Source organism: Sporosarcina sp. FSL K6-2383, from assembly GCF_038618305.1.
Taxonomy (GTDB): Bacteria; Bacillota; Bacilli; order Bacillales_A; family Planococcaceae; genus Sporosarcina.
Genome location: NZ_CP152017.1, coordinates 225143 through 249861, shown reverse-complemented (window position 1 = coordinate 249861; position 24719 = coordinate 225143). Strand labels below are relative to the sequence as shown.

At 43.8% G+C, this 24719-nt stretch carries 23 protein-coding genes, 1 riboswitch and 1 other annotated feature; of the genes, 22 read left to right on the top strand and 1 reads right to left on the bottom strand.

Features of this window, described 5'->3' with window-relative positions; all coding sequences use genetic code 11:
• Positions 1-15: 15 nt before the first annotated feature.
• Together MKZ10_RS01410 and MKZ10_RS01405 are read left to right on the top strand one after the other, a co-directional pair.
• A complete protein-coding gene (locus MKZ10_RS01410) occupies positions 16-1119 on the top strand; it encodes a DUF2812 domain-containing protein (RefSeq protein ID WP_342507205.1) in 1104 nt (367 codons plus the stop codon).
• A gap of 89 nt (positions 1120-1208) precedes the next feature.
• The gene (locus MKZ10_RS01405) at positions 1209-1643 is read left to right on the top strand and encodes a spore coat protein (protein WP_342507202.1); all 435 of its coding nucleotides are present in this window, start codon (positions 1209-1211) and stop codon (positions 1641-1643) included.
• 143 nt (positions 1644-1786) lie between these two features.
• On the opposite strand, the gene metH is transcribed toward MKZ10_RS01405, so the two are convergent.
• Positions 1787-5233 (bottom strand): methionine synthase, encoded by a 3447-nt coding sequence (gene metH, locus MKZ10_RS01400; RefSeq protein WP_342507201.1) that lies wholly within the window; start codon positions 5231-5233, stop codon positions 1787-1789.
• 100 nt (positions 5234-5333) lie between these two features.
• Positions 5334-5440: riboswitch (SAM riboswitch) on the bottom strand.
• 166 nt (positions 5441-5606) lie between these two features.
• On the opposite strand from metH, the gene MKZ10_RS01395 reads away from it, so the two are divergent.
• From MKZ10_RS01395 to nusG, 20 genes are all read left to right on the top strand, one after another.
• The gene (locus MKZ10_RS01395) at positions 5607-5792 is read left to right on the top strand and encodes a histidine kinase (RefSeq protein ID WP_342507199.1); all 186 of its coding nucleotides are present in this window, start codon (positions 5607-5609) and stop codon (positions 5790-5792) included.
• A 118-nt stretch (positions 5793-5910) separates the two neighbouring features.
• Positions 5911-7593 (top strand): hypothetical protein, encoded by a 1683-nt coding sequence (locus MKZ10_RS01390; RefSeq protein WP_342507197.1) that lies wholly within the window; start codon positions 5911-5913, stop codon positions 7591-7593.
• 189 nt (positions 7594-7782) lie between these two features.
• Positions 7783-8253, top strand: coding sequence for a CtsR family transcriptional regulator (locus tag MKZ10_RS01385; RefSeq protein WP_342507195.1), 471 nt, complete (start codon positions 7783-7785; stop codon positions 8251-8253).
• Positions 8254-8509: 256 nt separating this feature from the next.
• A complete protein-coding gene (locus MKZ10_RS01380; RefSeq protein ID WP_342507193.1) occupies positions 8510-9064 on the top strand; it encodes a UvrB/UvrC motif-containing protein in 555 nt (184 codons plus the stop codon).
• Positions 9054-10142: a protein arginine kinase gene (locus MKZ10_RS01375; protein ID WP_342507191.1), complete on the top strand. Its 1089-nt coding sequence runs from the start codon at positions 9054-9056 to the stop codon at positions 10140-10142. The genes MKZ10_RS01380 and MKZ10_RS01375 overlap by 11 nt, the downstream gene beginning before the upstream one ends.
• Positions 10143-10323: 181 nt before the next feature.
• Entirely contained in the window at positions 10324-12783 is a 2460-nt protein-coding gene (locus MKZ10_RS01370; protein WP_342507189.1) for an ATP-dependent Clp protease ATP-binding subunit, read from the top strand.
• Positions 12784-12867: 84 nt separating this feature from the next.
• Positions 12868-14241 (top strand): DNA repair protein RadA, encoded by a 1374-nt coding sequence (radA, locus tag MKZ10_RS01365; RefSeq protein WP_342507187.1) that lies wholly within the window; start codon positions 12868-12870, stop codon positions 14239-14241.
• A 158-nt stretch (positions 14242-14399) separates the two neighbouring features.
• Positions 14400-15503, top strand: coding sequence for a PIN/TRAM domain-containing protein (locus tag MKZ10_RS01360; RefSeq protein WP_342507186.1), 1104 nt, complete (start codon positions 14400-14402; stop codon positions 15501-15503).
• Positions 15504-15541: 38 nt separating this feature from the next.
• Positions 15542-16225: a 2-C-methyl-D-erythritol 4-phosphate cytidylyltransferase gene (gene ispD, locus MKZ10_RS01355; protein ID WP_342507184.1), complete on the top strand. Its 684-nt coding sequence runs from the start codon at positions 15542-15544 to the stop codon at positions 16223-16225.
• A 64-nt stretch (positions 16226-16289) separates the two neighbouring features.
• Positions 16290-16766: a 2-C-methyl-D-erythritol 2,4-cyclodiphosphate synthase gene (gene ispF, locus MKZ10_RS01350; RefSeq protein WP_342507182.1), complete on the top strand. Its 477-nt coding sequence runs from the start codon at positions 16290-16292 to the stop codon at positions 16764-16766.
• 69 nt (positions 16767-16835) lie between these two features.
• Positions 16836-18296 (top strand): glutamate--tRNA ligase, encoded by a 1461-nt coding sequence (gene gltX / locus MKZ10_RS01345; protein WP_342507180.1) that lies wholly within the window; start codon positions 16836-16838, stop codon positions 18294-18296.
• 265 nt (positions 18297-18561) lie between these two features.
• Positions 18562-18780 (top strand) — a binding site (T-box leader).
• Between the two features lie 139 nt (positions 18781-18919).
• Positions 18920-19582: a serine O-acetyltransferase gene (gene cysE / locus MKZ10_RS01340; RefSeq protein ID WP_342507178.1), complete on the top strand. Its 663-nt coding sequence runs from the start codon at positions 18920-18922 to the stop codon at positions 19580-19582.
• Complete coding sequence (gene cysS, locus MKZ10_RS01335) at positions 19579-20979, top strand: cysteine--tRNA ligase (protein WP_342507176.1); 1401 nt, start codon at positions 19579-19581, stop codon at positions 20977-20979. The genes cysE and cysS overlap by 4 nt, the downstream gene beginning before the upstream one ends.
• Positions 20980-20984: 5 nt before the next feature.
• A complete protein-coding gene (locus MKZ10_RS01330) occupies positions 20985-21407 on the top strand; it encodes a Mini-ribonuclease 3 (RefSeq protein ID WP_342507174.1) in 423 nt (140 codons plus the stop codon).
• Positions 21404-22162 carry a 23S rRNA (guanosine(2251)-2'-O)-methyltransferase RlmB gene (gene rlmB, locus MKZ10_RS01325; protein WP_342507172.1) on the top strand — a complete coding sequence of 253 codons (759 nt, stop codon included), beginning with the start codon at positions 21404-21406 and terminating at the stop codon, positions 22160-22162. Before MKZ10_RS01330 ends, rlmB begins: the two co-directional genes overlap by 4 nt.
• On the top strand, positions 22159-22674 hold the full coding sequence (locus tag MKZ10_RS01320; RefSeq protein ID WP_342507170.1) for an NYN domain-containing protein: 516 nt from the start codon (positions 22159-22161) through the stop codon (positions 22672-22674). Before rlmB ends, MKZ10_RS01320 begins: the two co-directional genes overlap by 4 nt.
• A 74-nt stretch (positions 22675-22748) precedes the next feature.
• Positions 22749-23396: an RNA polymerase sporulation sigma factor SigH gene (gene sigH, locus MKZ10_RS01315; protein WP_342507168.1), complete on the top strand. Its 648-nt coding sequence runs from the start codon at positions 22749-22751 to the stop codon at positions 23394-23396.
• 79 nt (positions 23397-23475) lie between these two features.
• Positions 23476-23625, top strand: coding sequence for a 50S ribosomal protein L33 (gene rpmG, locus MKZ10_RS01310; RefSeq protein WP_342507167.1), 150 nt, complete (start codon positions 23476-23478; stop codon positions 23623-23625).
• A 53-nt stretch (positions 23626-23678) separates the two neighbouring features.
• Positions 23679-23864: a preprotein translocase subunit SecE gene (gene secE, locus MKZ10_RS01305; protein ID WP_342507165.1), complete on the top strand. Its 186-nt coding sequence runs from the start codon at positions 23679-23681 to the stop codon at positions 23862-23864.
• Positions 23865-24097: 233 nt separating this feature from the next.
• Positions 24098-24631, top strand: coding sequence for a transcription termination/antitermination protein NusG (gene nusG / locus MKZ10_RS01300; protein ID WP_340739938.1), 534 nt, complete (start codon positions 24098-24100; stop codon positions 24629-24631).
• Positions 24632-24719 lie beyond the last annotated feature (88 nt).

The following is a 24719-nucleotide window of genomic DNA, read 5'->3' as shown; positions in this document are numbered from 1 at the left end:
TGAGGGGGGATTCCAATGACAATAAAAAAATGGCGACCACTTTGGAGTTATGATGTGGAAAAGACGGAGCGTTGGCTGTCGGAAATGGCAGCGGAAGGTCAGCATTTAACGGCTATGAATCGGTTGACTCGAATTTTCACGTTTGCGAGTGGGGATGCTGAAGAGGCAAACTACCAAGTTGTTTATGATAAATCGGAGAGTGTACTACCGAAAGGCTTGGAAAATGCCGGTTGGGAAGTTGCTGCTTCCGACCAAAGATGGAAATTTGTGAAGAACTCACTTGCTGATATAAAGGCATTTCCCTCACCTGAAAATAGACTAAGGCGTAATCGCGTTCACCAAAATGTATTGAGTTGGATGACGAAGTTGTCGTTATTTATTGCTTTCTTCTTATTAATAGTCGGGCCGCCAGGTGGTGAGCTGAATATCCATTGGTTAATAGGCGCAATCTTAATCGGACTTATGATCTTTACTATAGTACTTTTCATTTATGTATCCGATAAAGTAAATGTGGCTGAAAAACAACTTTATGGGGAGGAGTATGCGCATATAGACTTGGCTGAGCCATTGGGTGAAACATTCGTCAAGTGGCGAATAGGTTGGATGGATGCTCCGGATAGATTAGGAAAATGGTTGACAAAGATGGCGGCGCAAGGACATGTACTAGTCCAAATCAAAGGTTTCAAGTTTATTTTTGAAAAAGGACAGCCTAGACAGATAGCTTATATACTGGATTACCACTGGACAACATCACCCGCTTACTTTGACATGCATAAAGGTGCTGGCTGGCAGCTGAAGCTTACGAACGGATTACGGTTTATGAAGTACTCGTTATGGGCGCAGTCATACAATAAGGGGGATAAACCTCCGCAATTTACAAATAGCAATCAGGGGAATAAAATGCGGGCTCGGAAGTTACTGGAAGCCGCTGCTTTGGATTTATTATTTGTAGGGGCGTGGGTAGTAGTAATCCTTGTGGCGAATTATTCATCGTTTCAGGCAGGGAATCTAGCTTCATTTGAAAAATTAATGTTGTTGATATTTGCCATCTGTGTTGTTCCCCTAGTCATAGGTGCAATGCGTTTATTGACATCTGCCGTTAGAATGAGAAAAGTGTAATCGTAGATTCTGGCATTTTCTCTCCGGTCTAGTTGCTCGCCCGTTTGTCCCTCTACTTCTCACATCTAATAGAAGGAGGAGGTGAGAGTATGATGCAACATGGACAATGGAACTCTAACCAGATGCAGGGGATGTGTGGGTGTAATCGGATGCATGGTCAGTGCAATTGTAATCAGATGCGACCGAGTAATCAAATGCAACCCATTGTGTGTCCGACGCAATACCGATGCCACGATACGTTCGTTCGGCAGGAAGTTCCTGTTATTCATCCGATTGTCAACGTGAACCGACAGCACACTGTGGTGGTGCCGCGTAACTATGTGACGGAAACGACTAGAACGGTACCAGGTTCAACGGTATTCCCTAGTGGTGGTCAGCAGTTTGGTGGTGGATTTGGCCCAGGGGGCGGACCGGGTTTTGGTGGCCCAGGAGGTGGTTTCGGACCAGGTTTTGGAGGCCCTGGCCCTGGAATGGGATTCGGTGGCGGATTCGGTCGTGGATTCGGTCGTGGGTTTGGCCGATAACAATGGAGATAAATAAGTGAAAAATGTAATGTTCTCGCCAGCTCTTAGCATTTTGAAATCAAAGACGAGTGTATTTTTCTAAAGTTAAAAAAGGCGTTCCCGTCAGTTGGTTAATCGACTGACGGAAACGCTTCTTTTTTTAATTAATCGACATTAAAATACCTTGCATCTGGATGGGCGAAAACAATTGCAGAAACAGATGCTTCTGGTTCCATCATGAATTCCTCTGTTAAATGGACGCCGATATCTTCAGGTTTTAATAGTTTGAATAACTTTGCTTGGTCGTCTAAATTTGGACATGCGGGATAGCCGAACGAGAAGCGTTGTCCCGTGTATTTTGCCGCAAAGCGTTCAAGCATTGTAAAGTCCGTTGGATCTGGAGTACCCAAGTGGTCGCGCATTTCTTGGTGAATCCGTTCTGCAAACCCTTCTGCAAGCTCAAGCGCAGTTGCTTGGAACGCATGGCTCTCCAGGAACTTACCTTCTGCTTTAAACTTGTCGGCGAAAGCTCGAACGCCGTGTCCTGCAGTCACTTGCATGAAGCCAACATAATCCATCACACCACTAGACACTGGTTTCAAATAGTCAGCTAGGCAAAGGAATGGCTCTTTGCTTTGGCGAGGGAATGTGAAGCGTTCAATTTCTTTTGTCACGTCTTCTGGATCGTACACGATGACATCATCGCCATCAGATTGTGCTGGGAAAAATTGATAAAGTCCAGATGCCGACAAGTTACCAGATTCTAAAAATTGAGTAACCATTTCATGTAGCTCCACCGCACGCGGCTCTTTATTTTCCAACATTTTATTAACATTGCCCCGCAGCCCAAGATGGTGACCAATTAATGTCCGCATGTTGACATACGGATAGAGATGGGGAACGGAATAGTCTTTTTGAATGCGGCGGCGTAAATCTTTTGGAACTACGACGGGTACATCTTCACGTACGGTTTTTACAGGCTTTGGTGCAATTACTTCTGGAGCATCTGCTAGCTTCGCTGCTTTAATGGCATCGTTTTCCGCACGTTTTGTACGTTGTTCATCCAATTCAATGAGCAAAGCTGCTTTTTCTTCTTTATTCTGAAGTCGATTGGCAAGTTCGAGTCCGAACATCGCATCTTTGGCATACAGCACAGGTCCATCGTATTCTGCGGCAATTTTTGTATCGGTAAATCGGCGGGTCAGTGCAGCCCCACCAACCATAATCGGTAAATCAATGCCCGCCGCTTTAAAGTCTTGGGCGGTGAGCACCATTTGTTGGGCAGATTTGACGAGTAATCCAGACAAGCCGATAATATCAGGCTTTTCTTTTCGAATGACGTCAATCAGTGTTGAAGGTGTCACCTTAATACCAATATCAACGACTGTGAAGCCGTTGTTGCTTAGGATGATTTCTACTAAGTTTTTCCCGATATCATGGACATCACCTTTAACAGTCGCTAAAACAATTTTCCCTTTACCTGTGTCACCCTCGGCTTTATCCATGAACTGCTCGAGGAACGCCACGGATGCTTTCATCACACCAGCACTTTGAAGTACTTCTGCAACAATTAGTTTGTTCGTATTGAATAAATGTCCCACTTCAGCCATACCAGCCATCAATGGTCCATTAATGATGTCAAGGGGTGCATCATACATCTCGAGGGCGGCTTCCAAGTCAGGAATTAAGCCCTCTTTTGTTCCTTCGACGATATAATAGCTTAGGCGTTCTGGAACGGTTTTTGGAATATCATCTTCTGTTTTCTCTTTTTTCTTGCCACGATAGAAATTAGTAAATTCGGCAAGCGTTTCATCTGTTGTGTTGAATAGTAAATCATTGGCCATTTTAATTTCGGCTTCCGGAATAGAAGCATAGCGTTCTAGTTTCTCCGTATTGACAATTGCATAGTCGAGACCTGCTTGCGTACAGTGATATAAATACACAGCATTCAATACTTCACGGCCGACAGGGGGCAGACCGAATGACACGTTACTGACACCGAGAATCGTCAAGGCGCGTGGTAACTTTTCTTTAATGAGACGAATACCTTCAATCGTTTCTACGGCAGACCCGATGTATTGCTCGTCTCCTGTACCGACTGGGAAAACAAGTGGATCGAAAATGATATCTTCTGGCGATAGTCCCCATTTATTGACAAGAAGATCATAAGAACGCTCTGCAACTTCGAGTTTCCGTTCACGCGTAACCGCCATTCCAGGTTCGTCGATTGTCCCAACAACGACAGCTGCACCAAACTTTTTGACAAGTGGCATTACAGCATCGTAGCGGTCTTCGCCATCCTCCAAGTTGATGGAGTTAATGATGACTTTCCCTTGTGAATATTTTAATGCTTCTTCAATAACCTTCTCGTCTGTGGAATCAATGACGAGAGGCACTTTCACTTTTTTGACAACTTCCTTCATGAATTTTGTGACATCCTCTAACTCGTCACGATCTGGATTAGCTAGACAAATATCAATGACGTGTGCGCCACCTTTTACTTGTGCACGCGCAATTTCGGATGCTTCTTCAAATTTGCCGTCAACGATTAGCTGTTTGAATTTCCGAGACCCGATAACATTTGTTCGTTCGCCAATTAATAGCGGACGCATAGAGTCGTCATACAGTATTGGTTCAATACCCGATACGACATGACCGTGAATCGTTTCGGGACCTTGGCGCGGCTTTTTATCAGCGACTACTTCACGAATCGCACGGATATGCTCAGGTGTTGTTCCGCAACAGCCCCCTACGATATTTAACCAACCTTTATCAGCAAAGCCTTGTAGTTTTTTAGAGAGAGACTCAGGTGATTCATGGTAATGACCTTCCTCGTCTGGAAGCCCAGCATTTGGGTAACAACTGACATAACTTGTGGCTAGGTCTGATAGTGAGCGAAGGTGGTCTGTCATGAACTCCGGACCTGTTGCACAGTTCAGGCCAACAGATAGTGGTTTTATATGCTCGATTGAAATATAAAATGATTCAATGCTTTGACCAGCTAATGTTGTTCCCATTGGCTCAATTGTTCCAGAAATCATAACAGGTAATTCTAGTCCTGTTTCCTCAAATGCACGCTTGATCCCTAATGTGCCGGCTTTGACATTCAACATATCCTGGCTCGTTTCCATCAATAGCAAATCACAGCCGCCTTCGATCAATGCTTTTGCTTGTATATAAAAGTCCTGTGTCAGGCCATCAAATGTAGCTCCGCCTGTAACGGATAATGTTTTGGTCGTTGGGCCCATTGCACCTGCAACGAAACGCGGCCATTCAGGTGTAGAAAAGTCTTCCGCACACTTTTTAGCTATTTGCGCAGCATGGAAGTTAATATCATGTGCTCGTTCACCCAAATCATAGTCATCGAGAACAATGGGTGTTCCGCCAAATGTGTTTGTGGAGATGATATCTGCGCCAGCCTCCAAATATTCGCGGTGAATGCGATTTAGGACATCGGGCTTTACGATATTTAAATACTCATTACAGCCATCGTATTCTTCACCACCGAAATCCTCGGCAGAAAGGTTGGCATTTTGTAGCATGGTTCCCATTGCGCCATCCATAATAAGTATTCTTTTCTGTAGTTGTTCTTCAATAGGGTGTCTCGGCATAGCTCATCACTCTCTCTTTACATCAATTATTTTGTAGCTTTTAAGAAAATAAAAAAAGCCTTCAAATAAAGAAGGCTTTACGAGTTTACGTAGTTGTCCCTTCTCATCTTCAGAACCACGGGGATTCTTCTGGAATTAGCACCAGTCCATATAGGCAGGTTGCTGAAGCTTCATAGGGCCAGTTCCCTCTGCTTCTCTTGATAAGAATAATTATGAAATTGTGAAATCCGCCGGAGGCAAACCCTCGCTGGATAAAGTTGAATAATTGAAATTATCATAACGTTATAATTTGCTTCCGTCAAGCAATCCTTTGTAGAAAGCTAGAAAGTCTATGGTAAGATGAAGATAATATGACAAACAGAAGGTGAACGAGTTGAGAGCATTTAAATATATTATTCCCATCATGATGATTGTCGGGACGGTTAGTATTATGATGTTGAACAAGAACCACCAAGAGGTCCCGCCTATGTCTCGCATTTATATTACGCTAGGTGCAATGGCCGTCAGTGGAATTTTAGCTTACTTTTTATTTCCAAAAGATGAAGAGAAGAATAAATGAAAAGAGACCGCTAGCGAATTTTGCTGGTGGTTTTTTCGTGAAAAGTGAAACGATTCTATAGTCTAATCGTATAAGAGATATGTGAAAAAAATCTTTGCTATAGAAAAGAGTGTTTTAGATGATTAATTTACTTATCTTCTCAATCATTACAGGGATTGTGTCAAGTTTAATTATTGTCCCGTTTGTGTTGAACAAAAAGGAGACGAAAGAGCCGGTTTCTTTTAACAAGGTCGCGGCTGTGGCTAGCACTGCTGTTGTAAGTACAATACTCGTGTTTGCCTTTTATTATCTAACCAATATGGATCGCAACTGGACGTCATTATGGGGTCCGCTACTCGTGGTCACTTTATTGGGCGCAGTTGTTGCGGGGAGTAAAGACCGCAAATTTAAGATTGTCTTATTACTAGGAGCAATTGCTTTCGGTGCTTATATCCTCAGCGCGCCTTTATTCAACGCAGATCAGAAATACAAGGCTGTCGAGATGGATCAGCAGGTGGAAATCAAAGCGTTTGATGAAACGAAAACACCGGCAAGTGTGCCGCCGAAGTTTGCACGTAACAAGATGAAGAAAGCGTTCGGTCAAGTACCGAATACGAGTTATTATGAATTAGGCAATTTACAAATTCAAAAAGTTGGCGATGATTTTGTCTACATCGCACCTGTTGAATTTTCGGGTCTTTTCAAGTGGTGGGCTGGGAAAACAACACCTGGGTATTTCACAATGAGTGCGACTGATTCGGCAGATAATCCGAAATTCGTGAAGGTTGAAATGACTTATACGCCTTCATCGTTTTTCCACAAGCAAGTGGAGCGTCATATGCGGATGGAAATGCCGAATCTCATTTTCTACGGGGATGTCCAGCTAGAAATTGATAATGAAGGAGTGCCTTATTATATCCGCTCATACGGGAACTTTATTACGGCACGCAACGGCTTTGATGTTCAAGGGATTGTAGTGGTTGATCCGGCGACGGGAGAGATGGCGAAATATGCACTTGCGGATGTACCTGCATTTATCGATGGTGCTGTTTCGCCTGAAGCAGTTAGTTTACAAAATAGTTATTTTGGTAACTATGTTCACGGATTCTGGAATTCGGTATTCGGGAAAAAAGATGTGAAATTGCCGTCAGATGAAGGGACCGAAGCTAATGTGAGTCCGATTTTTGACGAGAATGGTCATATGTTTTACTTCACTGATTTTACAAGTCCGAAAGAAGGCGTCGATTCGATGCTTGGTTATGCCTTGACGGATGGTCGGACGGGTGAAGCAACGTATTATACGGGCAATCTGGAGGAGTCCTATATGGATTCGCAAGGGGCACTTCAAATCATTGAAAAGAAATTCATCGAAAAGAAATGGTCCGGTGAAATGCCGGTGCTGTACAACTTCTACGGGGAAGCCAGCTGGTTGACTCCGGTGCTCGATTCAAACGGATTTTTGCAAAATTATTTCATCGTATCTGCAGCAAATCCGGAAATTTCGGTGTATGGAAATACTCCGAACGAAGCATTGAAATTGTATAAAACAGCACTTCAACGCGGAGGCAGTACTGTCGATGGTAGTTCGGGCGCTGAAGAGGCGCAAACGTCGGTGACTGTCGTGCGTGTTTTCAAAGAACGTGTCGGTGACTTTACATTAGTGTCGTTTTTGGCTGCTGATGGACGGAACTTTAGCGTGTCATCTGAAATGGTGCCACTTGCAATTTACATTCAAGAAGGCGATCAATTGGCGATTACGTATATAGAGACAGGTGAGCTTTTCTTACCGGTGAAAGCCTTGACGAATAACAGTATGAAATAATTAGGTAACGGAGTACAGAGAGATTTCTCGTGTACTCCGTTTTTGTATGATGATTAAATGATAGCCAAACATGTCGATACTACGAGTTGCAGTGCTTTTCAATTGCAGATTAATCGGTGCGTCATGTACAATTAAGTCAAAGATAGTCAAAGTCAACGGCTTATCACCCGGTATGAAAGAGGTGAGGACATGCGAAATATTTCTGACATTATAGAAGGTTATTTAAAGGCCATCATCGAAGAAGAACAGAAAGGCGCAATAGTCATTAAGCGCAGTGAAGTTGCAGAGAAGTTCCAATGCGTACCTTCTCAAATCAATTACGTTATTAAAACTCGTTTTACGGTAGAACGTGGTTACGCAGTTGAATCGAAGCGTGGCGGCGGTGGCTATATCCGTATTTTTCGAGTGCAGACCAATTCGCGCAAAGAATTGATTGAACATGTTTTAGAAGGGATTCGAACGGGAATCTCCTTTACGATGGCTGAGGATATTGTCTATAGATTGATGGAGGAGGAAGTTGTGTCAGAGCGTGAATCGAGGCTTATTTTAGCTGCTGTCGATCGTACAACGCTCTATCAGCCGCTTCCAGAACGTGATATTCTTCGTGCCCGGATTTTACAGGCGATGCTCGTAACGCTTATTTATGAGCAGTTAGACTGAATGCCAATTTGATTCAGCAGAAGTTCCCCACTTCTATAAGTGTGGGAATGAATGCCAAAAAAGTATTTCAATCAAATGAAGTTCAAACTCCCTGTAGCTGACGCTTCGCTTTCAGTACAAATACATTTGCTGATTCAAATTAAGCCTCCGGCGGATGTCGGGGATTTTGAGGGGAGTGAATTGTGCAAGCACAATTCAAAATCCCGACACAATCACGCCGAGGCGTAATTGATTCTAACCACAATGAGGTGATTTTGTGATATGTGAAAATTGTAAGGAACGACCAGCCTCCGTCATTATTACGCAGGAAAGTGTGGCGGGTTCGGTGGAGCGTCATTTATGTGATAAATGTGCTTTTCAGATGCAGGCATTCCACTTTGACCCAAATCAGGAGCCGTTGTCGATTCAGCAGTTTCTGTCACACTGGTTTAGCGGGACGGACCCATTTCAAGCACAGCAGCAAGCACGTGATAGTTCGCAAACCGGGCTTGAATGTCCTTCATGTGGCTTGACATTCCAAAAGTTCATCGAAATTGGCAAATTTGGTTGTGCAACGTGTTACGACACATTCCGTGGCAAATTGCCACAAGTATTAAGAAAGCTCCACAATGGTCACTCGAGTCATGTAGGGAAAATCCCGGTGTCATTCAATAAATTATATGCAGTTAAAAAGAAAATCGAAGAAATTCGTGTGAAAATGCAAGTAGCTATCGAGGCGGAGCAATTTGAAGAAGCGGCAGCTTTACGTGATGAGGCGAATACACTAAAGCAACACCTTGCCAATGGAGGTGAAACGAGCGATGTCGATTGAAAAGTTCATGCGCAATGCGGTGACAGGCTGGATGACGGCTCATGGTGAGCATTCGGACATTGTGATGTCAACGCGGATTCGCTTAGCTCGCAATCTAACGGGTTATCATTTTCCAATTGCATTTAAAGAGGAAGATGCAATGGCTGTCGATAAGGCTGTTGCTGGCGTCCTGCTCGATTCGGATGAAAGTGAATACACCTATACGAAAATGGCGGATCTTCCAGCACTTGAGCGCCAAGTACTTGTTGAGAAGCATTTAATTAGCCCGCATTTGGCTAATCCAGATCGGCAAGGGGCAGTCATTCTATCGGAGGACGAAACAATTAGTGTCATGGTCAATGAGGAGGATCATATTCGCATCCAATGCATCTATCCGGGACTTCAGCTTGAGGATGCTTACAATCAGGCGAACCAAGTAGATGATCACTTGGAAAAAGAATTGCCATATGCGTTTGATGAGGATTTCGGCTATTTAACAAGCTGTCCATCAAATACAGGAACGGGGATGCGAGCGTCCGTCATGATGCATTTACCAGCGCTGACGATGACTAAGCAAATTGATCGTATTATTCCAGCTATTTCGAGGCTGGGTATGGTCGTCCGAGGGAGCTATGGTGAAGGTAGTGAGGCGCCTGGCAACGTTTATCAAGTCTCGAATCAGACGACACTTGGTAAAACGGAGCAGGAAATTCTTGTCGATTTGGGCAATATTACATCGCGTTTAATCGCCCATGAACGGAATTCACGTGAATTGCTACTAGCGAAATCGCGAATTGCATTGGAAAATAGAGTTTTCCGTTCGCTCGGTACAATTAGCTATGCCCGTTTATTGCCATCAGGTGAGGCGGCACGTTGTTTGTCGGATGTTCGATTAGGTATTGACATTGGCATTATTGAAGATATAGACATGTCCATTTTGAATGAACTACTCATTTTCATGCAAACAGGATTTTTACAACAATATGCTGATGTGGAATTATCTCAGGAAGAACGAGATATATTTAGAGCGAAACTATTTCGTGAACGACTCCATGCCGAGCGTATATTGGCTTCAGTAGAAAAAAGTAAGGAAGAGTGAGCAGGTACTTTGCTCATTTTATTTCATTTTAGTACAGTTAAGTCAAAGATGGTCAAAGTCGATTTTGAGAATAAAGGAGTTCTTGTATGTCCAGTGGAATACGTATAAAAGGATAGCTATTTTATTCTTTTGCTAGATGAGAACTTCGATTGATTATATAAAGAGAAGGAGAGGACTGAATATGATGTTTAATCGATTTACACAGCGCGCACAAAAAGTGTTGCAACTTGCCCAAGAAGAGGCGATTCGTATGAAACACGAATCCATCGGAACAGAACATATTTTACTTGGACTGATTCGTGAGGGCGGAGGCATTGCCGCAAAAGCGCTTGAAGCGATAGATGTTAGCTTTGAAACAATCGAACAAGGTGTGGAAAAACTTGTCGGTGCTGGGTCAAAGGATGTCGGTCCAATCGTCCATTATACGCCGAGGGCTAAAAAGGTCATTGAATTATCGGTAGATGAGTCACGTAAGCTAGGTCATTCCTATATTGGTACGGAGCATATTTTGCTTGCACTCATTCGCGAAGGTGAGGGGGTTGCGGCGCGCGTACTGAACAATGCAGGAGTCAGTTTGAACAAAGCGCGTCAACAAGTACTACAGCTGCTCGGTAGCAATGATAGCTCGGCGGGTAACCAAGGTGTGTCGAATTCAGCATCAACGCCAACATTGGATAGCTTGGCACGTGACTTAACAGAAATTGCACGTGAAGGCACGCTCGATCCGGTTATCGGACGCAGTAAAGAAATCACACGCGTGATTGAAGTGTTAGCGCGCCGTACAAAAAACAATCCTGTACTTATCGGAGAACCGGGTGTTGGGAAAACGGCTATCGCGGAAGGTCTGGCGCAACAAGTTGTGAATAATGAAGTGCCGGAAATTCTTCGTGATAAACGAGTGATGACACTGGACATGGGAACGGTAGTTGCTGGTACGAAATACCGCGGTGAATTTGAAGATCGCATGAAAAAAGTAATGGAAGAAATTCGACAAGCGGGCAATATTATATTGTTCATTGATGAGTTGCATACACTTATTGGTGCAGGTGGAGCAGAAGGAGCAATCGATGCTTCTAATATTTTGAAGCCTTCCCTAGCGCGCGGCGAATTGCAATGTATCGGTGCTACGACGCTTGACGAATACCGTAAATATATTGAAAAAGATGCCGCGCTCGAAAGACGGTTCCAGCCGATTCAAGTTGACGAACCAACTGTCGATGAGACCATCCAAATCATTTATGGTCTACGTGATCGCTATGAAGCACATCACCGCGTGAAAATTACGGATGAAGCAGTGATAGCAGCGGCGAAAATGTCGGATCGCTATATTTCTGACCGTTTTCTTCCGGATAAAGCGATTGATTTGATTGACGAGGCGGGCTCGAAAGTACGCCTTCGTTCTTATACAACACCACCGAATTTGAAGGAACTCGAATTGAAATTGGAAGCTATTCGTTCTGAAAAGAATGCCGCTGTTCAAAGTCAAGAATTCGAAAAAGCCGCTTCTTTCCGCGATAAGGAACAGAAGATGAAGGAAGAGCTTGAAACGACGAAAACGGCTTGGAAAGAAAAACAAGGTCAAACGGAGTCTGAAGTGACAGTTAACGAAATCGCAGAGGTTGTGGCGATGTGGACGGGGATTCCGGTTTCTAAAATTGCTGAAACAGAAACGGCCAAACTACTCAATATGGAAGAAGTATTACACGAACGTGTCATTGGTCAAGCGGAAGCAGTGACGGCTATTTCCCGGGCAATACGTCGAGCGCGTGCTGGATTGAAAGATCCGAAACGTCCGATTGGGTCGTTCATTTTTCTCGGACCTACCGGTGTCGGGAAAACGGAATTAGCAAGGGCGCTGGCGGAAGTAATGTTTGGTGACGAGGAAGCGATGATTCGTATTGACATGTCTGAGTACATGGAAAAGCACTCTACGTCACGCCTTGTTGGCTCGCCTCCGGGTTATGTTGGCTATGATGAAGGTGGACAGCTGACAGAAAAAGTGCGTCGTAAGCCTTACTCGGTTGTACTGCTCGATGAAATCGAAAAAGCGCATCCTGATGTCTTTAATATACTGCTACAAGTATTGGAAGATGGTCGCTTAACAGATTCCAAAGGACGCACAGTCGATTTCCGCAACACGGTTGTCATTATGACATCTAACGTAGGTGCACAAGCGTTAAAGAAAAATCGTTATGTCGGCTTTAATTTACAGGAGCCAGGACGCGATTATGAAGGTATGAAAGAAACGATGCTTGGTGAGCTGAAGAAAGCATTCCGACCGGAGTTCTTAAACCGTGTCGACGAAATGATTGTGTTCCACTCACTTGAGAAAGAGCATTTACGAGAAATTGTCACGCTGATGACTAATGAATTGACGAAGCGTCTTGGTGAACAAGATATTGAACTTGTGTTAACGGACGAGGCGAAATTGAAAATTGTTGATGTAGGATATGACCCTGAATACGGTGCACGTCCACTGCGTCGCGCTCTTCAGAAACATGTTGAGGATCGGTTGTCAGAGGAACTCCTAAAAGGGACTGTATTGACAGGTGGAAAAGTACTTGTCGGTGTGGAAGACGGGGAATTCATCGTCAAGACCGTTACCGATAAAAAGAAAAAGCAAGTCGCAGCAGAAAAATAATGAGTGAACTGGATAGTCCAACCATCGGAAGTGTTTTTCGACGGAATTGGACTGTCCTTTTCATCTTTATTGATGGAGGATTCTATGGCAAAAAGAAAAACGAAGTTTATGTGTAAGTCCTGTGGCTATGAATCGCCTAAATGGATGGGGCGTTGTCCGGGGTGTGGGGAATGGAATACGATGGATGAGGAAGTTGAGATTGTTCAAAAAGGTCCTCGAGGGGCTTTTCAACATACGGATAATGTCCGACAGAAGGCTATGCCAATCAGTGCAATTGAAACCGTAGAGGAGCCACGGATTGACACGGATTTAGAGGAGCTAAACCGGGTACTTGGTGGTGGAGTCGTCCCAGGCTCGCTTGTCCTAATTGGTGGAGATCCGGGAATTGGCAAGTCCACATTGTTGCTGCAAGTGTCATCCTTACTTGCTAATAAAGGTCAGCGAGTGCTTTATATTTCGGGTGAGGAGTCCATTCGTCAGACGAAGCTTCGTGCCGAACGACTTGGTGTAGCATCAGACGAACTTTATATTTATGCAGAAACAGATCTGAGCCAAATTCATGAAACAATCGCTAGCGTAGAGCCGCAGTTTGTTATTGTGGACTCTATTCAAACGGTTCATCACCCCGAAGTGACTTCGGCGCCGGGAAGTGTGTCGCAAGTACGGGAATGTACAGCGGAATTGATGCGTATTGCGAAGACAAAGAATATCGCTATCTTCCTTGTTGGGCATGTGACGAAGGATGGCCAAATTGCAGGGCCGAGATTGCTAGAGCATATGGTGGATACTGTCCTTTATTTTGAAGGAGAAAGACATCATACATACCGGATTTTACGTAGCGTGAAAAATAGGTTTGGCTCGACGAATGAGATTGCTATTTTTGAAATGCTGCAGGCTGGATTAAAGGAAGTACTAAATCCTTCTGAACTATTTTTACAGGAACGCTCGCAGGGAGGGGCAGGCTCGACGGTCGTTGCCTCGATGGAAGGAACACGCCCGATTCTTGTGGAAATTCAAGCGCTTGTTACACCATCGAGTTTCAATTACCCGAAACGAATGGCGACGGGGCTTGATCAAAATCGTGTGTCGCTGCTCATGGCGGTATTGGAGAAACGAATAGGGATGCTACTACAAGCACAGGATGCTTATATTAAAGTGGCTGGTGGTGTGAAGCTGGATGAGCCGGCTATTGACTTAGCTGTATTGATGAGTATTGTTTCAAGCTATAAAGATACAGCGGCTGGTTTGTCTGATTGTTTTATTGGCGAGGTTGGGTTGACGGGAGAAGTGCGTCGAGTTTCTCGTATTGAACAACGTGTGACAGAGGCGGCGAAGCTTGGCTTTGAGCGTGCCATTATTCCCGCGTCCAATCTAGGTGGCTGGGATTATCCGAAAGGGATTCAGGTAGTTGGCGTCGAAACGGTTAGTGATGCTTTAAAACTTGCCTTTTCGAACTAGAGGGAATGAAGGACTGTCTTAAAGGCAATTATGTGAACAGCGAAACTTCTATATGTGATACGGAGTCCTATCATATATAGAAGTTTCCGCATATTCAATGCTTATCAAGGCAGCATGTAGGGAAAACATGTATAATTATTAAAAAGGAGGTGGTTCATATGTTGAAAAGAGTCGTTCAATTTTCATTTCTGCTTATTGGTGGAACGCTAGGCGTATTGTTTTTACCGCATTTATTCACATTATTTTCTTTTACTTCAAATCCATTCGTCAACAATCCATACGTATCTGCCATTCTTGGAGCAGCGATTTTATTTGTGCTAAGTCTTTTTCTAACTGAACCAATCGTTAACTTTATCAAATGGATGGAAGAGCGTTTACTAAGAGCGCCGATTTTTGATCTACTATTTGGAACGATTGGTTTAATGGTTGGTTTGAGTTTGGCATTTCTCGCCAGTTTTGGTTTAAGTAGTATTCAAATTCCGATTATTACATCCGTTGCACCGATATTATTATCAATTCTTCTAGGCTATTTAGGTTTCCAGGTCGGTTTTAAAAAGCGTGAAGAGTTCATAACAGCTTTGCAATCTACAAAAAATAGTGGTTTAAAGAAGAGGGATGCGGAAGAGGCATCTACGAAAATAAATGGTAAGTTCAATAAAATATTGGACACAAGTGTTATTATAGATGGTCGAATTGCTGACATTTCAGCAACTGGTTTTCTTGAAGGTGTGCTCGTTGTGCCCCAGTTTGTTTTGACGGAATTACAACATATCGCGGATTCTTCCGATACGTTAAAACGAACAAAAGGTAGACGTGGTCTGGATGTTCTGAAGCGAATGCAAACGGATGATGGGCCAAATATACTCATTACGGATGAGGATTTTGCAGATGTGTCTGAAGTCGATTTGAAGCTTGTTCGCTTAGCAAAAAAAATGGGTGGTCTCGTTGTCACTAATGATTTTAATCTGAATAAGGTTGCAGATTTACATGGCGTATCCGTGTTAAATATTAACGACTTGGCAAATGCAGTAAAGCCAGTAGTTATTCCGGGTGAGGATATGCATGTGGTCGTTATTAAGGATGGGAAAGAGTATAATCAAGGAATTGCTTATCTAGATGATGGAACGATGATTGTCGTTGAAGAAGGGAAATTCCATATTGGCAATGCAATTGATGTGGTTGTGACGAGTGTGTTGCAAACATCAGCAGGCAGAATGATTTTTGCGAAACCGAAAAACGGTAAACCTGCAAGAGCCAATTAAGCATTGCGATAAGTATAAAAAGAAGAGGAAGATTGGTCGTGGAGTATACAGTCATGATGCCGGCAGCGGGAAGCGGACAGCGGATGGGTGCCGGCTACAATAAACTTTTTTTGAAATTAGAGGGTAAGCCGATTCTTGCGCATACACTTGGTGTCTTCGAAGGTGATTCGGCGTGTAAGGGTATTATTTTAGCGGTCAAACCGGATGAGCGCAGCGTTATCGAGTCTATGCTTGAGCAGTTTGCTATAACGAAAGTGACAGCGATGGTAGATGGTGGAGGCGAACGGCAAAATAGCGTCGCAGCCTGTATCCGAGCATACGATGGGGACGGTGTTGTCCTCGTTCATGATGCAGCAAGACCGTTCATCCGCCGCGCTGTTATTAATGAGCTGGTAAAGGTAGCAGCTGAGCACGGTGCAGCAATTGCAGGTGTTCGGGCGAAGGATACGATGAAATTTGCTTCAGCCGGTGTGGTGGAAGAAACGGTAGATCGGGACATGCTGTGGATTATCCAAACACCGCAGGCATTTCGCTATGCATTACTTCAGGAGGCTTCTACTAGGGCAGAGGTGGAAGGCTTTTTAGGCACGGATGAGTCGATGTTAGTTGAACGACTTGGTTATTCTGTGCGGATTGTGGAAAGTACGTATGATAATGTGAAGATGACGACGCAGGAAGATCTCGTTTTTGGCGAAATTTTATTGAAATCCAGCAGGATTTAAATAAAGCCTCCGGTGGATGTCACGCCGAGGCGTGATTGACTAAAATAGACAGTAGGTGGAGAAAATGATTCGAATTGGACAAGGATTTGATGTGCATGAATTTGGAGAAGGGCGCCCGCTCATTATTGGTGGAATTACGATTCCGTATGACCGAGGGCTGACAGGTCATTCTGACGCGGATGTACTTCTACACACAATTACCGATGCGGCACTTGGTGCGATTGGTGAGGGGGATATCGGGCGGCATTTCCCTGATACTGATGCGGCATTTAAGGATGCTGATTCTGCGGTGTTATTAGAAAAAATTTGGGCGCTTGTAGAAGGTAAAGGCTATAAGCTCGGCAATATTGACTGTACCATTATGGCGCAAAAGCCGAAAATGGCACCTTATATTGAAACGATTCGCGCTCGTGTAGCGCAATTGTTGAACGCTGATGTTACACAGGTGAACGTTAAGGCGACAACCACGGAGAAATTAGGCTTCGTAGGACGTGAAGAAGGGATCGCTTCGATGGCTACAATCCTACTTATCAAGTCATAACATCTTTAAAAGAACCTTAGCAAGTGGTAGAATGGCATGTAATCAAATCAGAACGGAGATGTACAAATTATGACAGCAGAAGTACGTGTACGCTATGCGCCAAGCCCGACTGGCCATTTACATATCGGAGGAGCGCGAACGGCGCTTTTTAACTATTTATTTGCACGCCACCACGGCGGAAAATTCATCGTACGGATTGAGGATACAGATACAGAACGTAATATCGAAGCCGGTGAGCTATCTCAGCTCGACAATTTGAAATGGCTAGGTATCGACTATGATGAGTCTGTCGATATCGGTGGTCCATACGGTCCTTATCGTCAAATGGAGCGTCTTGATATTTATACAAAGCACGCGCAAGAAATGCTCGAAGGCGGACAGGCTTACAAATGTTTCTGTACGACAGATGAGCTCGAGGCGGAGCGCGAGAAACAGAAAGCATCTGGTATCGCTGCCCCGATGTATGGCGGAACTTGTCGTCATTTGACAGCTGATGAAGTGGCAAAAAGAGAAGCTGGTGGCATTCCTCATACGATTCGTATGAGAGTTCCGGAAAATATTACGTACAAAGTGGAAGACCTTGTTCGTGGTACAGTAGCATTTGAATCGAAGGACATTGGTGACTGGGTACTTGTGAAAGCGAACGGTATTCCGACATATAACTTTGCGGTCGTCTTCGATGATCATTTCATGAAAATCTCCCACGTTTTCCGTGGTGAGGAGCATTTGACGAACACGCCGAAACAACTGATGATATTTGATGTCTTCGGATGGGAATATCCACGTTACGGACATATGACGTTGATTGTTAACGAAGATCGTAAAAAGCTTTCAAAACGTGATGAGTCCATTATTCAATTCATTTCACAATATAAAGAACTTGGTTATTTACCACATGCAATGTTTAACTTCTTCGCTTTACTTGGCTGGTCGCCAGGTGGGGAAGAGGAAATCTTCTCACACGATGAGTTGGTTAAGTTATTCGATGAAAGTCGTTTGTCGAAATCACCTTCTATGTTTGATAAACAGAAATTGACATGGATGAACAATCAATATATGAAACAGATGAGCCTAGATGAAGTTGTTGGCTTTGTATTGCCGCATCTACAAGCGGCGGGTCTGGTGAATAAAGAGATGACGGGCGAGGAAGCTGTGTGGGCACGTGATTTGATAGCTCTTTACCACGATCAACTGAGCTTTGGTGCCGAAATTGTCGAATTGTCAGCCCAGTTCTTCACGGAAGAACTTGAATACGATGAAGAATCCCGAGTTGTGCTAGCGGGTGAGCAGGTGCCTGAAGTCATGGCTTCATTCCAAGCCCAATTAGAAGCGCTTGAATCGTTTGATGCTGCATCTATCAAGGATGCTATCAAAGCCGTTCAGAAGGAAACTGGTCATAAAGGGAAAAACTTATTTATGCCAATTCGTGTTGTAACGACAGGTCAAATGCATGGCCCTGAATTGCAGTCTTCGATTGCGCTAATCGGTAAAGAGAAGTCAATTGCGCGAGTTGCGAAGTACGCAAAGTAATTGCATTGACTTTATAGCTCGTCAGCATGTAATATAAATAATTAAGTTGATTCAACAGAAGTCCCACACTTCTATAAGTGACGGGATGAATGCTAGACATGCATTTAATTCAGTGGAGGTTCAAACCTTGCTGAATCAAATTAAGCCTCCGGCGGATGTCACAGATTTTGAAGGGGTTAATTGCGAAAGCGCAATTCAAAATCTGGACGCAATTACGCTGAGGCGTAATTGATTAAGTTATGAGAAGAACAAACACAATCTAAAATAGACTGCTTTGATAAGGAGAAGTACATATTGCAAGCTCTTCAGAGAGGATCATCACCGGCTGTAAGTGATCCGTGCCGCTGCAATGTGGAAATGCACCTTTGAGTGCCGTGCCGAACGTGAGTAGGCCGGACGCATCGTCAGCGTTATGGACGTCAAGCGGGAAGGGAATGAATACCTTCCAAGCGGAGTGGAACCGCGCATTTAATGCGTCTCTGTCATTTTTGGCAGAGGCGTATTTTTTTATTTGGATTCAGCAGAAAGAACACCTGCTGAATCCAAATAAAGCCACCGGACGTAATCACTCTGAGGTGTGATTGATTGAAGCTATAACTAGATGATATAAGGAGGAGAAAATCGTGTTTCAACGGATGAAAGAAGACATTCGCTGCATATTCGATCAAGATCCAGCGGCGCGTAGTACATTTGAAGTTGTGCTGACGTATTCGGGTCTGCATGCTATTTGGTCCCACCGCGTTGCGCATGCTTTATATAAAAAGAAGTTATTGTTTTTAGCGCGAGTTGTGTCACAAATCAGCAGGTTTTTTACGGGGATTGAAATTCATCCAGGTGCAACGATTGGGCGACGGTTTTTCATCGACCATGGGATGGGTGTTGTTGTGGGGGAAACGTGTGAAATTGGTAATGACGTCACGATTTACCAAGGTGTGACGCTAGGTGGAACGGGTAAAGAGAAAGGGAAGCGGCATCCAACGCTTTGCGATAACGTGCTAGTTGCATCAGGTGCGAAAGTACTTGGTTCTATTACGATTGGCGAGAATAGCAAAGTGGGGGCGGGATCAGTTGTGCTCAAGGATGTCCCGGCTGATTCCACGGTCGTGGGTATTCCGGGGACAATCGTCATTTCGAATGGTGTTAAAGTAAAAAGTAAGTACGACCACCAAGAAATGCCGGACCCAGTAGCTGATAAATGTAGAATGCTTGAAGATGAGCTTGAACAGTTAAAAAAGCGATTTATTGAAATAGAGAAATTTGTTGAAAAGGAAGGGAACTTATTATGACTATTCAAATTTATAATACATTAACACGAAAGAAAGAGCCTTTCATCCCGATGGAGGAAGGGAAAGTGAAGATGTATGTATGTGGACCAACTGTCTACAACTATATCCATATCGGTAATGCCCGTCCTGTGATTGTTTTTGACACGGTTCGACGCTATCTTGAATATCGCGGTTTTGATGTATCATATGTCTCGAATTTTACAGATGTTGACGATAAAATTATTAAAGCTGCCAATGAGTTAGGGGAAGAAGTGGGTGAGCTAACAGATCGGTTTATTAACGCCTATTTTGAAGATGTTGGGGCACTTGGTTGTGGTAAGGCTGATGTCCACCCGCGTGTGACAGATCACATCGAAGACATTGTTGATTTTGTTAAAGTGCTGATTGATAAAGGATTTGCTTACGAATCACAAGGAGATGTCTACTATCGTACGCAGAAATTTGTAGGATACGGCAAGCTATCCCAACAATCGACAGATGAGTTGAAGATTGGTGCACGTATTGAGGAAGGCGTTAAAAAAGAAAACTCTCTTGATTTTGCGTTGTGGAAAGCAGCGAAGGAAGGCGAAATTTCATGGGAAAGTCCATGGGGTGCTGGGCGTCCGGGTTGGCATATCGAATGTTCGGTGATGGCGCGTGAGCATCTGGGCGATACGATTGATATCCATGCAGGTGGGCAAGACTTGACGTTCCCGCACCATGAAAATGAAATTGCGCAATCAGAAGCGATGACAGGTAAGCCGTTTGCGCGTTACTGGATGCATAATGGATATATTAATATTGATAATGAAAAAATGTCGAAATCACTAGGTAACTTTGTGCTCGTCAACGATATTCGTAAACAGATTGATCCGCAAGTATTGCGTTTCTTTATATTATCTGTTCATTACAGACATCCGGTCAATTTCTCGCAGCATCTTGTTGAAGGAGCCGCGAACGGTTTAGAGCGTATTCGTACAGCGTACAATAATTTGGAACATCGACTTGCGACTTCTGCTGACCTTGGTGATCAGAAAGATATCTGGCTACACAAAGTGGATGAAATCAAACGAACATTCGAACTAGCGATGGATGATGACTTTAATACAGCTAACGCAGTTGCGTCGATTTTCGAACTTGTGAAGTTAGCTAACGTCTATTTATTAGAGAAGAATACGCAGGCGGATGTACTGCAGCATTTCATCCAGACATTTGACGGCTTGTTATCTGTTCTTGGGCTACCATTTGCTAGCCGGGCTGAGCTGTTGGACGAAGACATTGAAATGCTCATAGAAGAACGATTAGAGGCGCGCCGCAACCGAGACTTCAATCGTTCAGATGAAATCCGAGATGAGTTGAAGGCGAAGGGAATCCTTTTAGAAGATACAGCGCAGGGTACGCGCTGGAAGAGGGACTGAACGGGATGTACAACTTACGTGATATAGATGTTAAACAATTAAATGCCCTAGCACTTGCGTATATGGGGGATGCGGTGTATGAACAAGCGGTTCGCGAGCATCTCCTACGCTCAGGGCGTGTGAAACCAAATGTGTTACATAAAGAAGCAACGAGCTATGTGTCTGCAAAATCACAGGCGGCGGTTGTGAAAATGATGCAACAATCCGGATTTATGACAGAGGAAGAGGAAGCGGTCATGAGACGGGGGCGTAACGCCAAGTCCGGTTCAGTGCCTAAAAATACTGATGTCGTGACGTATAATTACAGCTCGGGATTTGAAGCAGTCATTGGCTGGCTCTATTTATTAGGTAGAACTGAGCGGGTAGCGGAATTTATAGATGAAACCATTACGTTTATTGAAAAAATGAAGGAGGAGGCGAAATTATGACGGAAATGGAAGCAGAATTGATTGGTGGGAAAAACCCGATTGTCGAAGCATTACGCTCGGGTAGAGAATTGAACAAAATTTGGATTGCTGAGGGACTTAATAAAAAAAGTATTGGGGAAATTCTGTCGCTGGCAAAAGAGGCGGGGGTTATCGTTCAAGCTGTGCCGAAGCAAAAATTGGACGGCATGTTAGATATGAACCACCAGGGGATTATCGCGTCGGTTGCGGCTTATGAATACGCAGAGCTCGAAGATCTTTTCGAAGTTGCAAAAGAGCGCGGAGAAGACCCGTTCTTTATTATCCTTGATGAACTTGAAGACCCTCATAACTTAGGGTCTATCCTACGGACAGCGGATGCGTCAGGTGCACATGGGATTATTATCCCGAAGCGTCGTTCGGTTGGTTTAACAGGAGTTGTGGCGAAGGCGTCAACGGGTGCGATTGAACATATCCCTGTCGTTCGTGTGAATAATCTTTCGCAGACAGTAGAAGAATTGAAAAAGCGTGGTGTTTGGATTGCAGGGACGGATGCAGCTAAATCGGTTGATTACAGGTTGATGGATGCAACTTTACCACTTGCGATTATTATTGGCAGTGAAGGTAAAGGGATGTCGCGTATATTGAAGGAGAAATGTGACTTCCTTTATCATTTGCCGATGGTAGGGCATGTGACGTCATTGAACGCATCTGTTGCAGCCTCGCTCTTGATGTATGAAGTGTTACGCAAACGCCAACCGCATCAGTCTGGAAGATGAAAAAGGATGTACTTCTTGTTGATGGCTATAATGTCATCGGTGCATGGCAGGAGCTGCGTAAGCTGAAGGAAAAACGGTTGGCGGATGCTCGTGATCGCCTCATCGAGAGAATGGCAGAATACAAGGCACATACAGGATGGCGTGTCATTATCGTTTTTGACGCGCATCTTGTCCCTGGTGTGGAAAAAAAGAAGCGGCATCACGATGTAGAGGTTGTGTTCACGAGGAAAAAGGAGACTGCTGACGAGAGGATCGAAAAGCTGGTTTCTGAATTAGGTGGGCGGCGTATACAAATTCATGTAGCGACATCCGATTTAACGGAGCAGTGGGTTATTTTTGCGCAAGGAGCACTTCGTAAATCATCCAGAGAATTAGAAATTGAAATGGATGAAATCGATAAAATAATTACGGGGAAAGTGAAGGAATTCCAAGAGCAAAGGCCTATTTCGAAGATCCCTTTAACAGATGAAGTTGCAGAAATATTTGAAAAGTGGCGACGAGGAAAACAGTGAACGGTTGACGCAAAAAAAAACTATACGGTATACTTGTAGAATAATAGTGATAGCGAACCGGGGTGATCCAGTTGGTGGAGAGAACATACGTTGAAGGTGGCATATCGGATTTCACAGGGTTATCAGACGGAGAAATCATTGCAATCATCCACGAGGGGAACACGGATGCACTCGATTTTCTTATTACAAAGTACCAATCATTTGTTAGATTGAAAGCGCGCTCATATTTTCTGATTGGTGGAGACCGGGAAGATATCATTCAGGAAGGTATGATTGGTCTATACAAAGCGATTCGGGATTTTAAAGAGGATCGATTAAGTTCATTCAAGGCGTTTGCGGAACTGTGCATCACGCGGCAAATCATTACAGCTATTAAAACAGCGACGAGGCAAAAGCATATTCCGCTCAATACATCGGTATCATTAGACAAGCCGGTATTTGACGAGGAATCAGACCGTACCTTGTTAGATGTGATTGCAGGACCGATTTTGGATGACCCTGAAGGGCTTATGATTCACAAGGAAGACTTTATTCAAATGGAAGAAGAGATGAATAAAGTATTGAGTGGCCTTGAGAAGCAGGTGCTAGCCCTTTATTTGGATGGGCAATCTTATCAGGAGATTTCGGAAGAGCTAAACAGGCAAGTGAAGTCTGTTGATAATGCGCTTCAGCGGATTAAACGTAAGCTTGAGCGCTATATGCAAGTCGATGCAGTGCGTTAGGACGGATTCACATCGTATTGACACCATTAAAATTAGATGGTACTCTTTAGCAAGACTATGAGTCGTATAGGGTGAGGAAATGTCTAAAAAAGTTATTTTAAGTTGCGATATATGCGGATCTCGAAATTATTCCGTGCCGACACAGAGCAATAAGTCTACAGAACGACTGTCGCTCAAGAAGTTTTGCAGTCATTGCAATGAACATACAATGCATAAGCAAACGGCATGAAGTAAGCAGGTTTGCCAGCAGCATCATATTTGTATTCGGGGGTTTACGGTAAAATGAGCAAGTTAATCGGTTTTTTAAAAGACGTCGTCTCGGAAATGAGAAAAGTCAGCTGGCCGAAACGTAAAGAATTGACACGCTATACAATCGTTGTACTTTCAACAGTTGTTTTTATGGCAGTGTACTTTGGACTCATCGACCTTGGCATTTCGCGAGTAATGGAATGGTATCTTGCGTTATAAGAGGCGTAATTGATTAAAGCAGCATGAATAACATTTTGAAAAATATCCCGTCTGACAGTATGAACGGGTTTTTTCAATTGTCTAAACATAAGGGTCTAAACAGATGATTTACGCTTGAGGGAAAAAGGTTGTGGGTCATACATTTGTTGTCGTGGGACATAGCGAATGTAGACTACAAACCTTAATTATGTGCGAAAAGGAGGGACGGACGAACAGTCCTAGTTATTATGGATATGGAGAAAAATTGGTATGTAGTTCATACGTATTCCGGTTATGAAAATAAGGTGAAAGCCAATCTGGAAAAACGTGTAGAAACGATGGGTATGCAAGATAAAATTTTCCGCGTCGTCATTCCTGAAGAGGAAGAAACAGATTTCAAAGACGGCAAGAAAAGGGTAATGATGAAAAAAACATTCCCGGGTTACGTTTTGGTAGAGATTATCATGACGGATGATTCGTGGTATGTTGTGCGCAACACGCCTGGTGTTACGGGCTTTATCGGTTCGTCAGGTGGTGGGGCTAAGCCGACGCCGTTACTTCCAGAAGAGGTCACGTTCATCCTTAAACAGATGGGTGTGAAAGAAGGTAAGATAGAAGTCGATTATGTCATTGGTGAAATGGTGCAAGTGCTTGAAGGGCCATTCGCGCACTTCCAAGGTAAAGTGGAAGAGATTGACGGAGATAAAGGGAAAGTTAAGGTGACTGTCGATATGTTCGGCAGAGAAACTAAAATGGAATTGGACTTTGAACAAGTTGAAAAACTATAATCAAAAGTCGCTTGCGTATACCGTGTAATTATGGTATCATTTCAAAGGTCAGACTATGACTAAGTAATCTGAACGGATTAACCAAAAT

Excerpts from the sequence above, each read along its gene's own strand:
- gltX (WP_342507180.1), top strand. The coding sequence starts at position 16,836 with ATGACAGCAGAAGTACGTGTACGCTATGCGCCAAGCCCGACTGGCCAT.
- MKZ10_RS01405 (WP_342507202.1), top strand. The coding sequence starts at position 1,209 with ATGATGCAACATGGACAATGGAACTCTAACCAGATGCAGGGGATGTGT.
- MKZ10_RS01390 (WP_342507197.1), top strand. The coding sequence starts at position 5,911 with ATGATTAATTTACTTATCTTCTCAATCATTACAGGGATTGTGTCAAGT.
- ispF (WP_342507182.1), top strand. The coding sequence starts at position 16,290 with ATGATTCGAATTGGACAAGGATTTGATGTGCATGAATTTGGAGAAGGG.
- metH (WP_342507201.1), bottom strand. The coding sequence starts at position 5,233 with ATGCCGAGACACCCTATTGAAGAACAACTACAGAAAAGAATACTTATT.
- rpmG (WP_342507167.1), top strand. The coding sequence starts at position 23,476 with ATGTCTAAAAAAGTTATTTTAAGTTGCGATATATGCGGATCTCGAAAT.
- secE (WP_342507165.1), top strand. The coding sequence starts at position 23,679 with ATGAGCAAGTTAATCGGTTTTTTAAAAGACGTCGTCTCGGAAATGAGA.
- MKZ10_RS01370 (WP_342507189.1), top strand. The coding sequence starts at position 10,324 with ATGATGTTTAATCGATTTACACAGCGCGCACAAAAAGTGTTGCAACTT.
- MKZ10_RS01330 (WP_342507174.1), top strand. The coding sequence starts at position 20,985 with ATGTACAACTTACGTGATATAGATGTTAAACAATTAAATGCCCTAGCA.
- rlmB (WP_342507172.1), top strand. The coding sequence starts at position 21,404 with ATGACGGAAATGGAAGCAGAATTGATTGGTGGGAAAAACCCGATTGTC.
- cysS (WP_342507176.1), top strand. The coding sequence starts at position 19,579 with ATGACTATTCAAATTTATAATACATTAACACGAAAGAAAGAGCCTTTC.
- nusG (WP_340739938.1), top strand. The coding sequence starts at position 24,098 with ATGGAGAAAAATTGGTATGTAGTTCATACGTATTCCGGTTATGAAAAT.
- MKZ10_RS01375 (WP_342507191.1), top strand. The coding sequence starts at position 9,054 with ATGTCGATTGAAAAGTTCATGCGCAATGCGGTGACAGGCTGGATGACG.
- radA (WP_342507187.1), top strand. The coding sequence starts at position 12,868 with ATGGCAAAAAGAAAAACGAAGTTTATGTGTAAGTCCTGTGGCTATGAA.
- MKZ10_RS01410 (WP_342507205.1), top strand. The coding sequence starts at position 16 with ATGACAATAAAAAAATGGCGACCACTTTGGAGTTATGATGTGGAAAAG.
- MKZ10_RS01320 (WP_342507170.1), top strand. The coding sequence starts at position 22,159 with ATGAAAAAGGATGTACTTCTTGTTGATGGCTATAATGTCATCGGTGCA.
- MKZ10_RS01360 (WP_342507186.1), top strand. The coding sequence starts at position 14,400 with ATGTTGAAAAGAGTCGTTCAATTTTCATTTCTGCTTATTGGTGGAACG.
- MKZ10_RS01385 (WP_342507195.1), top strand. The coding sequence starts at position 7,783 with ATGCGAAATATTTCTGACATTATAGAAGGTTATTTAAAGGCCATCATC.